Below are 14,112 nucleotides of genomic sequence, written 5' to 3'. Positions count from 1 at the left end.
CTCGTTCCTGTCCTGCCGCACACCTGTCTGTCCCGACATGTCGGGACACAAAGATAGTAAAAGGTGATTTACCCTGTGGAATGCCGGAGTAATTTTTTTATTTTATTTTTTGCAGGCAATGTTACATAACTAAATAATAAAGATATTAAATTTTGGTTTTTATTATTAATTTTGTATTAATTTTTATGCTAAAACATCACAAAAAGAAACTCCACCTGTCCCACCCGGCAAAAGTGATAAAAGGGACGATCAGCCTCCCGGCTTCAAAAAGTGAGAGTAACCGGGTTTTGATCATGGCTGCCCTGACAGGAAACAGGTGTGGAATTTGTAACCTTTCAGAGGCAAGTGATACCGTTATTTTGAACAATATCCTTAATGGGCGTCAGGTGGAAACCCCGAGGAATTCGGGGCAGGCACCTGACACCACATTAGATGAAGATACCGTTGACGTAAAAGATGCCGGCACCGCGATGCGTTTTCTTACCGCTTATTATGTTGCCACTAAGCAAAATAAAATGCTCACCGGTTCATTAAGGATGCAGGAGAGGCCAATCGGCCCCCTTGTTGATGCGCTGAAGGAATTGGGAGCAGATATCAGGTATATTAAAAAGGAAGGTTTTCCTCCTATCAGGATAAATGGCGGATCAAATTTAACCAGCGCCAATAAAATCTCAATTAATGCCGGTATGAGCAGCCAGTTCATCTCTGCGCTGTTAATGATCGCTCCGGTATTGCCAACCGGACTGAGGCTGCAACTTGCAGGCAATATTACCTCAAAACCCTATATCAGGATGACGCTTAAAATAATGGAACATTTTGGTATAAAACACGAATGGGAAGGCGATATCATTTCAATTATGAATAAGCAGGGTCAAAATTATGTCCCTCCTGTTTATACCGTTGAACCGGACTGGTCGGCTGCGAGCTATTGGTATAGTATGGTTGCGTTAGCGGATGAAGCGGAGATAACTCTCCCGGACTTAAAAAAAAACTCTTTCCAGGGTGACAGCATCATCGCAGAGATCGGAGAAAAATTGGGTGTAAAAACCACATTTAATTCTGATGAGGTCATTATCAGAAAAAAGGGTTCCACGTTACAAAGGATTGACCTGGATCTTACCGAAAATCCTGACCTTGTCCAGACCATCGCTGTATTGTGTGCTGCAAAAGGTATTGCTTTATCCATGAGTGGCATTGAAAATCTTAGGATCAAGGAAACGGACAGGATTAAAGCGTTAAAGAATGAACTAAGTAAGATGGGCGCTAAAATTGATATTAAAGGACGGGGAAAGATGGAAATAATTTCGGATTTCGGATTTCACCGCAAAGACGCTGAGACGCAAAGAATGATTTTTCTAAAAAAACCTTGCGTCTCTGCGTCTTTGCGGTTAAATTCGGATTTATGTTTTCAAACATATAACGATCACAGAATGGCGATGGCGTTTGCTCCGTTAGGGCTTTTGGCTAACATCACTATTGACGAACCAAATGTAGTAGAAAAGTCATATCCAAACTTCTGGAATGATCTGCGTAAAGCAGGATTTGTAATCAAATTTCGCTAACAGTCCCCCTTTTTCACCGCAAAGACGCGGAGACGAAAAGAATGATTTTTCTAAAAAAACTTTGCGTCTCTGCGTCTTTGCGGTTAAATTCGGATTTTTTGTGATTAAATTTTGCTGACAATCCCCCTTACTAATTTACAAAACATTCCTTTAACTCTTTCTGTAGTTTCAATAACTTCGTCATGAGAAAGCGGTTGGTTATTCATACCTGATGCCATATTGGTAATGCATGAAATACCGACCACCTTTATGCCTGAATGCACGGCAACAAGCACCTCCGGAACGGTGGACATACCAACGGCATCGGCTCCTAAAAACCGGGCAGCTTTTGTTTCAGCCGGGGTTTCATAGGTTGGGCCGGAGGAAAATTGGTAAACACCTTCCTTGATATTTATGTTCTGAGATGCTGCCACTTCTTTTACTACTTTTATAAGTTCAGGAGCATAGGCTTCAGAAGTATCCGGAAATCTTGGGCCAAATTCATTGTAATTTTTTCCTATAAGAGGATTGGCAAAAGCAAAATTGATGTGATCTGTGATGATCATCAAGTCACCGGGCTCGAACGTTTCATTTACTCCACCCGCTGCATTGGTCACAATAATTTTTTCAACCCCTGTTTTTTTCATTACACGGACAGGAATGGTTGCTTCCTGTAAAGAATACCCTTCGTAATAATGAAATCTTCCCTGCATGGCAATGACCTGTTTGCCTTCTAATTTACCAAGTACTAACTGCCCTGCATGTCCGGTAACTGTTGAACCTTGCTTGTCAGCAGGTAGGTGGGGGAAACCCGGGATGGTATTGTAACTGATCTTAACAGGATTTTCTATCTCGTCTGCCAGGCTGCCGAGTCCTGAACCAAGAATAAGACCTATTTCAGGTGTGAAGTGTATTTTTTCTTTAATGAAGTTTGTTGCCTGGTTTATTTTTTCTAAATTCATTTTTTAAGTATTTTTTTGTGAAAACTTTCACCCCAATTTGTGGATTTAACAGCCAACATTTCTGCTATGGTTGCTCCTATATCCGCAAAGCTTTTTCTTGTGCCGATATTAATCCCTTCTTTTATATTTTTACCATAGATCAGGATCGGAATATATTCTCTTGTATGATCGGTACTTTCTTTAATGGTGGGGTCGTTGCCATGGTCTGCTGCGATTATCAAAACATCATCATCTTTCAATGATTGGAGGATATCAGGAACTCTTTTATCAAACTCCATGAGTGCATTGGCATATCCTTCAACGTTATTACGGTGGCCATACAGCGAATCAAAATCAACAAGGTTAGTAAAAATAAGCCCGCTTGAATTTGTTTTCATATAATCCAGGGTTTTATTTACACCATCCATGTTATTCTCAGTATGGACAGCGTCCGTCACTCCATACCCTGCAAAAATGTCTTCTATCTTGCCCACAGCCATTACCTGTTTGCCTGATTCGGCAATATGGTTCAAAACGGTTTTTCCAAACGGCTTCAGTGAAAAATCTTTTCTATTGGTAGTTCTTTGAAACGAACCCTTTTTGCCAATAAATGGCCTTGCAATGACTCTTCCGACAGCATATTCATCTTTTAATATTACCCGCGCAGTTTGACATATTTCATACAATCTTTTAACAGAGATAATTTCTTCATGGGCAGCAATCTGAAAAACACTGTCTGCCGAAGTATATACTATGGGATAGCCGGTTTTGATATGTTGTTCCCCAAAATCTTCAATGATCACGGTTCCGGAAGCAGGTATGTTTGCCAGCGTTTTGGTACCTATCTTATCTTCAAACAATTCAATGACCTCTGGAGGAAATCCATTTGTAAAGGCCGGGAAAGGATCTTGCAGGACAATTCCTGCAATTTCCCAGTGCCCGGTCGTAGTATCCTTACCGGGTGATCGCTCCATGGCGCTGCCAAAGCAGGCAGTAGGCCGGGTTGCCAATCCCACATTGATGTTTTCATTGATATTCCCAAGACCCAGTTTTATAAGATTTGGTAAGGAAAAATTGTTTATGCTTGTGGCAATATTGCCAAGGGTATTGCTTCCAACATCCCCATATTTATCAGCATCGGGTAGTGCACCGATACCCAAGCTGTCTAATATAATTAGAATGACCCTCTTTATCATTTACGATTTATGATTTAACCCACAATAAAAATGAGAAATGCCTAAAATGAACTAAAATTAAAACTAAATTTTATAAATATCTGAAGATAGTCCACAAAATCTTTAATCCTGCCTTTATGCTACCCATCACAGTACCTGTAATTTTAGAGACACCAATTCTTTTTCTGTAGCTCACGGGTATTTCACAACATTTTAGTTTTTTTTTAGCTGCTTTCACCTGCATCTCTACAGTCCAGCCAAATGTTTTATCCTGCATATCCAGGTCAAGTAATTTGTCAAATTTTACAGCCCTGAAAGGTCCAAGGTCTGTAAAACTTACGCCATATAACCAGCGTAGCAGTTTTGTTGCCAGCCAGTTTCCGAAAATTGCTTGCGGCAGCATTGATCCCTTTTCTCTTTTTCCTGTCATCCTGGATCCTATTACCATGTCATAATCTTCTTCCAAAATGGGTAACACAAGCCGGGTCATTTCCCGGGGATAATCCGAATAATCAGCATCTAAAAATACGAGGATATCCGGATGATTTCCAGCAGGTTTTTGCCTGACATATTCTATCCCTTTTAAACAAGCATAGCCATATCCTTTTCTAAGCTCATTGAGCACAATTGCGCCTGCATTGCGGGCATTAAGAGCCGTTTTATCTGTGGAGTTATTATTGACTACTATTACTTCTGAAACCAGGTTTTCGGGAATATCTTTAATAACTTTTTGAATAGCTTTGGCTTCGTTAAATGCCGGTATAATTACAATGATCTTTTGCAAAGGCATTTAATCCGATTTTAATTGATATTCCTTTTGTTGCTGAGGTACAATTTTTTCGCCAAAATACCAGGACGTCAATTTTTCCAAAGATAAGAAAAATGCAACTCCTAATATTAGTATGAGTACACTTACCAATACCAGGTTTTTACGTTTCCTCTTAGGATCAACGGAGCATTGGTTTTGCTTACGTCTGTAAAAATATACACCGGCAATACCAATAACAACTGCTATCCCCCTCAATATCCATGCTCCCAAGCCAGCTCCGCCATCATCAGCATAGAAAAAGTTAGCAAAAGAAATTGCATATATGCCACCCATCAGGCCAAACATAAAAAGCACTGCAGGGGCAACACAACAGATCATTCCGGCCAAACTGGCTGAAGCAGCTATTTTTAAGGCCCATTTAAGCGAGTTTGGTTCTGTCTGCGCAGAAGCTCCTGCCTGCCCAGACAAATTTTTTTGTTGTTCCATAATTTTAATTTTTTTATGCAAAATACACTATACTTCTGATCTATGATGTCATAATAATGACAAAATGGTAAAAAAAAATGAAAATTGCTCTGATCATAGTTATTAATTAAATGTTACACTTACGGGTGATATCGGAATTTCATTGTTTTTAATATTTTAAAACACTTTCAACCTTTAAACTCTGAATCTTGAGCCATGCAATTTTTATTCCCTGAGAAATTTCAAAGCATGTTTATGTATCCGAAGCTCAATAGGCGCATAACCGATAAATTCTCCATCCATATCAACAGGACATTCTCCTTCAAGCGGTACAATACGGCAGGTATGCACCTGTTCATAATGCACCTCCGGATGTTCCAATATTTCACCCTTTTTGATCTTTGGCATGTTTTTGAGATAATCTATAAGACTAAGATTTCCCATGATAACAAGCTGGATCTTACCGTCAGAAACATCTGCCTGGGGGGCAATGCAGATACCGCTGCCAAAATAGCGTCCGTTTGCCATGCACAAACTCAGTATAGGGCCTTCCCATTGAAAAGAATCGCTCGTTAAACTAACTTTTTTGTGTTTATAGGTAAAAAACGAACAAATGATCGCTTTTTTATAAGTTAGATTGGGTCCTAAAAATTTGCTGCTTTGATTTACCATTTTCACCACCTGCCCTCCAATTCCCAGGTCAGTTATATTGATAAAATATCTTGTTTTGGTTTCGCCTTCATGAGATCTATATTGAACTTCACCGATATCTACCGGTTGGATTTGATCATTTTCAATGAGACGGGCAAGCTGTTCGATATCTTTTCGCATACCTATCGTTTTGGAAAAATCATTGCCGGTGCCGTATGGCAATAAACCAAGCGCAGGATTTGTAACGCCTTGTGATTGCAACATAAATGTTGCGGTACAATTCATATAACCGTTTACAACTTCATTAAGCATCCCATCCCCACCCACAGAGATCAGGTAGTCCGTTTGCCCTTCAACGGCTAATTTAGCCAAATGAATTCCATCCCCTGATGCACCGGTTTGGAAATATTGTAGTTCAAATTGCCCTGATAATCGTTGATTGATCTTATTTTTTAACAGCTCTTTTTTTCTTAATCTGCCATGCAGGATAAAGGTGACTTTTTTCATTACTATTTTGTTATAAATGTAAAATTAGTTATATTTGCGTGTTGCTTCAATGAAAAGTAATAAAATTTGTAATAATTATCATTAATTTCGTCTAGCCTGTAGCGCGATATTTATATTGCTGATTTTTATATTATTCCACGAAATAAATTTCGTGCTGCAAATTTTTTATTTTCAATAATGAGTAATCCTATTTTAAATATTAAATTTATGACTCCTGAGGAGAAAAAAGGAGAAGCAAATGCTCTTTTTGATTCTGGTTCTTTTTATACTATTCTCCAAAAAGATATATTGCCAAAAGGTACAAAATTATCTATTTATAAAACCAAGCGCGAATTTGGTACTGCTGATAAAAAAGGTAAAATAGAAATTACTGCTATTATTAATCTGGTAATAAAGATTGGCAATAAAATGATAGAAACGAGCGCTTATGTCTCACCTGATCTTAGCACGGAATTTATTATCGGCGCTAAAACAATGCAATCCTGGGATATAACAATTAAAAATAAAAACGGGAAAACGACAATTGTTGTTGGGCATGATATGCGTGATGAAGAAATAACCAGAGTTATTTAATTTTCAAAACATTTAACATTTAACCTTTTAACCTTTAACCTTTAACCTTTAACCCTTAACCCATATCAATTATGTTAAAACATCCATTATTATTATCGTTATTAGCTGCCATGGTGAGCATTGCAAATGCTCAAACGATAACCCATGGCCCGATCATAGGTGCCGTTACAGAAAACGCTGCACGTGTATACGTTCGTACTTCAACAGCCACCGCCATAGATATTGTTCTGTCTACCGACTCGCTGTTTTCCGGTCCGGCTACTTTCAGCGGTGCAACCAATGCTGCAGATGATTCTTCAGGCATTATTGACCTGACAGCATTACAAACAAACACCAAATACTTTTACAAAGCAGTGATCGCAGGTTCGGATTCAAGCAATGGATCGTTTATGACCTTTCCGCTGCCCGGTACGGTCAGTAACTTCCACTTTGCATTCGGCTCCTGCCAGGGGTTTAACACCGTTCCACCTACCAATGACCCTATTTTTGATCAGATACTATTGGATAAGCCCCGCTTTTTTCTTCAATGCGGAGATTGGGGCTATCCCGATAGTACCGATAATATGCCTTTTGACAGCAGTTTTTTTGCCGCAGATCCTCAAAAAATTATTGAGACCTATCGTGCCCGTTACAGCGGAGCACAGGTAAAAAACCTGATGAGCCAGGTGGCGATTGATTATATTTACGATGACCACGATTATGTGAACGATAACACTTCACGTACCTCTTCATCTTATTATGATTCAATAATGCCTTTCAGGGAACTGAGTTTCCCTGCTTCAACCAGGAGGAACAGCATTGATGCTTATTACCGTTTTTTTCCGCATTATACACTTCCCGATACTGCTGAAGGAATCTATCACAGCTTTCGTTATGGCAATGTTGAGGTCTTTATGTGTGATAACCGTTCGGCAAGGTCTCCTAATCTTGATGCATTGGTATGGCAGGACACCGCCTATTTCTTTATCACACCTCCGGGGCATTCCATACTCGGACAGCAGCAATTACAATGGCTGATGAACGGCTTAAAAAATTCAACAGCAAAATGGAAATTTGTGATCACCGGTGTTGCTTTTAATAAAGGTTACCGTGACGTAATAAATGCCATGTCTGGCGATTCATCCATACAAGCTGTTGATTTATTCGGCATGGGTACCGTAAGATCAGCCCTGGGGGGCATTGTAGACACCTGGTCAGGATTTCCTGCCGATCAGGACACTTTGCTCAATTACTGTAAGCAGAATAATATTCGCAATGTGATCTGGCTCTCCAGTGATTCGCATACCTCGGCAATTGATGACGGCACCAATGCCGGGTTTCCTGAAATTATGGCAGGTAATCTCGCTAAACCAAATTCATACGTAGCATATTTTATGGCTAATGCCGACTCGCTTGTACCAGAAGTCAACCAGAATTTCAATGTCTGGAATGCCGGTGGACAAGGCCTTGGTAACTTTAATTTTAACGATGCCTACGGCAGGATAGATGTTTATGGAAATGATTCGGTACAACTTTCCATCATTGATGTGAATGGTGATTTGGTTGCTGATCTGATGCTCTATGACAGCAGCGTGGTTGGAATTGTAAGCAAAAGAAAATTACCCGGTAATTCCTTTGATCTTTATCCCAATCCTGCAACCAATCAATTAGAAATCAAGCTGAACTATCCTGAGTTACTTGAGATTGATGCCCATACGATGATCATTGTAGTGGATATTGTAGGCAGAAAGTTAATTGAGATCCCCTCCATGCTGCATCCCAAAAACGTACAAACTGTTGATATTAGTAAACTGAAAAAGAGTATGTATTTTCTGGTGATACAGACTGAAAAGGGTAATTATATGAAGAGTTTTCATAAAAGATGAAGAGGGAGTTGGTTGATTATTATTACTGACTGTAATCTTATTTTTTAATCCAGTTAGCGCAAATGGCTGGGGCATGGCGCTGATAGAAGATAATACCGCCATAGGCAACAGCCGGCTATACCTGAGAAAACACAATTCTGCTCTAAATTCTACATCAATCCATTCACTTTCGCCAGGCTCAACCTGGTTACCTGTGCTATTACCTTCATATCTATATTCTGACCCAGCATGTTCTTCGCAATCTCATAAGTATTTTCCTTCCTCGCCTTCTTCACAATCGTATTCTCCACACGCTTTGTGAGCATTTTTACGCCAAAGCCTCGTTGTGTTTTTGTTTTTAGCTTTGCGGTGGCACGGGCGATGCGCAGGACGAAGCCCTCAAACGGGATAAGCAGCGCCCCGATGACCACGTTGAGCACGATCTTCAGGAGCACGATGCCGGTGATATATGAGGCAAGCGCTTCCTCGGTGTAGTTTTGCGCGTATTCCAGCACCAGGAAGATGAACATGTAAGCAAGCACTTTTATGAGCTTCTGGCGTTTTTCTCCTGTGCCGCGCAGTATTAGTATGATGCAGAATAAGCCGATAAGCACCCCTCCCTGCAGCGCATAAAACCACCACGTTAACCACCAGGGCGGCAGGATACGAAAGCGGTACTCCCCCACCTCGCTTTCGTGGTGATAGATGTTCTTTGCTTTGACGTAGTAGGTGTATTTGCCGGGCGGCAGGTTGGTGTACTCTTTGTTTGTTTTTTTGCTCCACGCGCTCCAGTTTTTGTCAAAGCCCATCAGCAGGTAGCTGTACTGCAGCGCATTGCTGCGCTCGTAAAAGGGCGCTGCAAAGCTGAAGCTTATGCTGTTCATCTCATACGTTAGCATCGGCACCCACGCTTCCGGCTGGCCCATGCTCCCCGGAGGATAAAAGCCCGCAAAAAGCACGCTGTCTCTTGCCTTTTCTCCTTCTTTAAGTGCAGGCACGGTGATTGCCGCCTCCGTGATGAGCGTATAATACTTTTGTCGGTAGTCTTTCTGATAAGCAGGGTCATGGCGCACCAGACCATGGTCTCCACCTATCCAGACTACACCGCCCCCCCCCAACCCCTCCTTTAAGAGGAGGAGAGTTTTGCTCTGGATAAATAGCGCGTATATCACCTATTTCCAGCAGCAGGAAGGGGAGGCTGTCTGTGCGGTAGCCGTTTGAGGTGGGGATGAGATGGTAGAGCTTATCTGAATACAACCACGCCTCCCCGTCATATCCTTCCACCAGCCGGAAGACCTCCCTTGACCCGTCTGCAAACATAGAGCCGAAGGTGGAGTCGGGGGAGAACCTCACCTCCCCACTTTTGCTTTTTGCCTTTTGCCTTTTGACCTGATACAGCCCCCTATCCGTCCCAAACTTAACCTCACCCCCGTATTGAAAGCACAATATTTCTCCCTCCGGTAGCCCGTGGCTTGTGTCATATAAGGTGAGGCTGCAGCTGGTGAAGATCGTGTCCATACGGAGCTGCAGCAGGCCCCTTGTGGGCAGCGCTGCCCACAGCGTGAGGGAATCATTGATAGCTCGTGGCTCGCAGGCAAGGGAGAACACCTCTTCGGGCAGGTCTTTGGTATGCAGGAGTACCGCATTTGCGGTAAGGTCATACACTACCACCCCATCCCTGCCGCCAAAAGCTACCAACTTCTTGCCGGTCACCTGCTCCATGCCGGTGATGGTATAGCAATGGTAGCTGCTCAGCTCTGCCACTTTCCATGTTATGCCTTCAGGCGTTTCTTTCCTTCGCAGCTCCAGCAGCCCTTTATTTGCTGCTGCAACCAACACCCGGTTTGCTTTCCTCCCACCATGGCTGCCGGAGCCCTGGGTTGTCATATGAAGGTCCATGCACTGCTCTTCGGTGCCGCTGATGCGCACGAAACCGTATCCCATCTTCAGCAATCCGTTTTCGTCCAATGCCGTGTCGGGAAGGTAACGGTAAACACCCTGCATGGTTGCGAGCAGCACTTCCTCCTGTGCTCCTTTGCCGGTCCTTACCACCACATCCTGTATACTGCCTGCATATTTTTCCCCTTCCGGCTCCAGTTCCTGCGGGCTGTGGGTATGGATGAGGGTAAGCCCGTTGTTGGTACCTGCCCACAGGCTGCCGTACCGGTCCTCATGCAGGTACCAGACGTAGTTATCCGGCATGCCGCTTTGCCGGTCAATCACCTTTATGAGCCCGCCATCCGGGGAAAAGAGCCATATTCCGGATAACAAAGTTCCAACCGCAAGCAGCACGGTGGAATCTTTGCTTTTCGAATTCCACAGGACAGGTCCTTCGCTGCTCTCTGCTGATACCGAATTGAGCTGGTTCAGTGGTATGGCACAGTATGCTTGCGCCTTGCTTAGTGCCTCCTGCCAGCGGGGGGTGGTGAAGAGCGTTACCTCACCGCCTGTCAGCCGATAGATGCCTGAGCGCCTGGTGACGATGATGTATTGATCATAAACTTCCGAAATCTTTGAGATTTCGGAAGTATTTATAACAGCCATCACGCCTTTATCCTTAAAAAAGCCGCTGCCGTCAATAAGGCGCAGGCTGTCGTCCGCGCCCACCTCATAAAGCCCATGCCTTGAGTCCTTAATGATGAGCCGGTCTTTGAGGTTATGAGAACGATAAAATCTTTTCTGTGGAAAAATTGTACGGAGCACACCTGTCTGTGGGTCATAAACGAATAAATATTTGTAGCCGTTGAAATACACTTTGCCGTTATAGACATGGGTATTCCAGATGACGTTAAAGTCCCTGAGCGAATCAGGCAGCAGGTGCAATAATGAATAGAACTGCAACTTAACACTTTCACTCTCTGCCAGTTGCTGATCGGAGCGCAGAGGAGATCCCGATTTGTCGGGACTGCTCTTTTGCCTACTGCCTATCGGAGCGTAGCGGATATCTCGATTTATCGGGACTGCCAACTGCCTACTTATTCCCATGTACCCAAAATCTCCCTGTCCGCCAAGCCATATCCTGCCTGCCGGGTCTATGTCCATAGACATAATATACATCCCCGCTTTCACAAAGTGCTTTTGGAAAGCATTGCCGTCATAAGAGAGGATTTCTAAAGCGGTTCCTGCAAATATCCTCCCTGCGGTGTCAGCGGTGAGGCAGAAGATCTGGAAATGTGCGGAGTATTCTTTGGGGGAGAAGGCGGTGAGGCGGTAGTTGAGGGATTGGGCAGTTGTCTTAACCCCATTAGATAAAGCTAATATTAAAATTGTCACTAAATAAATGACCATATGATATTTAATTTTCATTAACCAGTTTGATAATAAATATCTAACGGGGTGAATCTTGATTTGCATAATTAACATGATTAGTTTTGGGAATTTTGATGGTGGTTTCATGGTTGAAAATGGTATAGTGGTTAAATGGTTAAATTATTAAATTGTTGGCTGCTCATCGTGCTCCCACACTGATGGTTTTAAGGGTAGGAGAGGGGGGTACGAATAATCTGCCAAATTATTTTCTATTTTCCTTATCAAACAATTTCCCCGGATTTAAAATGCAATTCGGGTCAAGATGCTGCTTTATTGCCTGTAAAAGCTTTCGTTCTTCTGTGCTCAATTTCTCCAGGTACCAAACACGATGATCCCTGCCGATCCCGTGATGGTGGCTGATCGCACCTCCATGGCCTGTAATCGCATTTGAAACAATCTCTTTTAGCCCTGACCATTGGTTGAGTTCATTGTCTTTTTCCTGCGGAGCCATCATTGTAAAATATAACGAAGCCCCTGTATCATAAATATGTGAGATATGGCAAAGCAGAAGCCCCCCTTTTTCAAAATAATCACTTTCCTTATCAAGCGTATTTTTAACATGATGGTAAAGGGATAACAGATCCTTCCAATATGTTACGGTCTCAAACGTATCTATTAAAATACGATGTTCAATAAGTGTATCGCGTAAATAGGGCAGGTCAAAACGGGTTTTCTCCCAACTGCCTGAAACCGAGGCGGGCAGCAGCTTTGCCTGATGCGCTTTTGCAATTTGAGCAGCTATTTTGGTTGCAGCGAAATCACTCTCATTTTTAACGGCAAACCGCATCATCAAAATACAGGGTTTTTGGAATCCCTTTGATAACAAATAAGATTTCATCCATCGATTTAGAACTTTCCTAAACCTCCAGGGTTTAGGAAAGTTTTTTTTTGTTTGACTGAATAAGGAAAGCATTTTTGTTTCTTCCGGATCAGATAATCTTGCTAAAGCCGGGTGGATACCTGATTGAATCATGGTTCGCAAAGCCGTTGCCCCTGATTCAAAGTCTTTAAAAAGGGCAACTACCCACCTATATTTTTGTGGTTTGTGGTGAATACGCATTTTGGCCTGAACGATCACCCCAAGCGTTCCTTCTGAACCTATAAACAGCGGGTAAATATCTATACCGCAGGCATGTTTTGGATAGTCGGCATGTTCAAATGTGCCCTGTGGTGTGACGGCTGTTATGCCGAGCACCATATCTTCAATCTTGCCGTAGAGGCCGGATTCCTGTCCCGCAGACCTGGTTGCCAGCCAGCCGCCAAGCGTTGAAAATTCAAAGGATTGGGGGAAATGGCCTAAAGTGAATCCTTGTTCGTTGAGGATTTTCTCAAGCTGGGGGCCATAAATGCCTGCTTCAAAAGTGGCTGTAAAAGAGGTGGTATCAATATCAACCAGCCGATTCATTCGTTGCATGTTTAATGAACATGTCAGGCCCTCTTTATTGTCGATATCAACAGCCCCTGTAACATTGCTTCCGCCACTGAATGTTATAATTTTTATTTGATGCTTTCCGGCTTGTTGAAGGATATGAACAACATCATCCTGCGATTCGGGGAAAAGAACAAAATCAGGCGCTCTTACTTCATCAGCAGTGAGTATGCGAATAATATCGTGGTAGCTTTTTCCAAAGGCATATCGCAGGCGGTCTTCATTATCAAGAGAAATTTGATCGGGTTTCAGGTTAGGAAATATAGATTTGAGATCAGTTTCAGTAAAAGAGGAGTTCGTAATGTGTGAAGTTCTATCAGGAAGAACCAGATCATCAACCAGTGTTTTGTTCCACTTTTCTTCAAGGAATTGCTTTAATTTTGGGAAGTCGTTTAAATGGAAGGACTTTTTGGGGTCGCCCCATTTCCACCAGGTGGGATTGTATGGCTTTACATCTTTATCTTTCATTATGACTTTGAAGAGGAATTGAGCGAGGTAAGTCCTTGTGGAACCAGATTTCGTGACCGCCTCTGTCACGCTTGTGCTTTGCCCCAATTTTTTCTAAAAACTTTCTAAAATTTTTTAGGGAAACATTACTTGTTTTGTAAACACTCATTTAAGCGGGCATGGCCATTGGTATATCTGCTTTAAAGGTTCTCACTTCTTTTTCATTCATTTAATCTATTTGAGCAAAATTATAATGAATCCTACTAAACCCCAAGTTTACGGGACAAGTTGTTGAGTTATACTTTCAAGTTGCTCATCAAGTGATATATTCTGATTCCCCTCTTTTTCAGGGATTGAAGACATGGCATATTCGCTCAGAGCTGTGATCGTTAAGCTGGGATTGACGCCCAGGTTGCAGGGAATAATAGAACCATCTAATATGTACATCCGGGGATAACCAT

At 42.4% G+C, this 14,112-nt stretch carries 11 protein-coding genes and 1 pseudogene; 3 read left to right on the top strand and 9 right to left on the bottom strand.

Annotated elements, in window-relative coordinates; genetic code table 11:
• Window positions 1-185: 185 nt before the first annotated feature.
• Window positions 186-1,562: a 3-phosphoshikimate 1-carboxyvinyltransferase gene (locus FVQ77_05110; protein MBW8049711.1), complete on the top strand. Its 1,377-nt coding sequence runs from the start codon at window positions 186-188 to the stop codon at window positions 1,560-1,562.
• Window positions 1,563-1,666: 104 nt separating this feature from the next.
• Here FVQ77_05110 and FVQ77_05105 read toward each other — a convergent pair whose 3' ends face one another.
• The 5 genes from FVQ77_05105 to FVQ77_05085 form a co-directional block, all read right to left on the bottom strand.
• A complete protein-coding gene (locus tag FVQ77_05105) occupies window positions 1,667-2,503 on the bottom strand; it encodes a purine-nucleoside phosphorylase (GenBank protein MBW8049710.1) in 837 nt (278 codons plus the stop codon).
• Window positions 2,500-3,675, bottom strand: coding sequence for a phosphopentomutase (locus FVQ77_05100; protein ID MBW8049709.1), 1,176 nt, complete (start codon window positions 3,673-3,675; stop codon window positions 2,500-2,502). Before FVQ77_05100 ends, FVQ77_05105 begins: the two co-directional genes overlap by 4 nt.
• A gap of 73 nt (window positions 3,676-3,748) precedes the next feature.
• Window positions 3,749-4,447, bottom strand: a complete 699-nt coding sequence (locus FVQ77_05095; GenBank protein MBW8049708.1) for a glycosyltransferase family 2 protein — start codon at window positions 4,445-4,447, stop codon at window positions 3,749-3,751.
• A complete protein-coding gene (locus tag FVQ77_05090) occupies window positions 4,448-4,912 on the bottom strand; it encodes a hypothetical protein (GenBank protein ID MBW8049707.1) in 465 nt (154 codons plus the stop codon). It abuts the gene before it with no gap.
• A 204-nt stretch (window positions 4,913-5,116) separates the two neighbouring features.
• Window positions 5,117-6,049, bottom strand: coding sequence for a diacylglycerol kinase family lipid kinase (locus FVQ77_05085; protein ID MBW8049706.1), 933 nt, complete (start codon window positions 6,047-6,049; stop codon window positions 5,117-5,119).
• A gap of 177 nt (window positions 6,050-6,226) precedes the next feature.
• Between FVQ77_05085 and FVQ77_05080 the strand changes: the two genes are divergently transcribed.
• Together FVQ77_05080 and FVQ77_05075 are read left to right on the top strand one after the other, a co-directional pair.
• Window positions 6,227-6,622: a retroviral-like aspartic protease gene (locus FVQ77_05080; protein MBW8049705.1), complete on the top strand. Its 396-nt coding sequence runs from the start codon at window positions 6,227-6,229 to the stop codon at window positions 6,620-6,622.
• A gap of 71 nt (window positions 6,623-6,693) precedes the next feature.
• Window positions 6,694-8,487, top strand: a complete 1,794-nt coding sequence (locus tag FVQ77_05075) for a T9SS type A sorting domain-containing protein (GenBank protein ID MBW8049704.1) — start codon at window positions 6,694-6,696, stop codon at window positions 8,485-8,487.
• A 149-nt stretch (window positions 8,488-8,636) separates the two neighbouring features.
• Here the strand turns inward: FVQ77_05075 and FVQ77_05070 are convergent, their stop codons facing one another.
• The 4 genes and pseudogenes from FVQ77_05070 to FVQ77_05055 form a co-directional block, all read right to left on the bottom strand.
• On the bottom strand, window positions 8,637-9,539 hold the full coding sequence (locus FVQ77_05070; protein ID MBW8049703.1) for a hypothetical protein: 903 nt from the start codon (window positions 9,537-9,539) through the stop codon (window positions 8,637-8,639).
• A complete protein-coding gene (locus FVQ77_05065) occupies window positions 9,529-11,862 on the bottom strand; it encodes a hypothetical protein (GenBank protein MBW8049702.1) in 2,334 nt (777 codons plus the stop codon). The genes FVQ77_05070 and FVQ77_05065 overlap by 11 nt, the downstream gene beginning before the upstream one ends.
• Window positions 11,863-11,977: 115 nt before the next feature.
• Complete coding sequence (locus FVQ77_05060; GenBank protein ID MBW8049701.1) at window positions 11,978-13,672, bottom strand: FAD-binding oxidoreductase; 1,695 nt, start codon at window positions 13,670-13,672, stop codon at window positions 11,978-11,980.
• A gap of 327 nt (window positions 13,673-13,999) precedes the next feature.
• Window positions 14,000-14,112: pseudogene (locus tag FVQ77_05055) on the bottom strand (FeS-binding protein).

This window comes from Cytophagales bacterium (assembly GCA_019456305.1).
Lineage (GTDB): Bacteria > Bacteroidota > Bacteroidia > Cytophagales > VRUD01 > VRUD01.
This window is presented reverse-complemented; position numbering and strand designations above follow the sequence as displayed.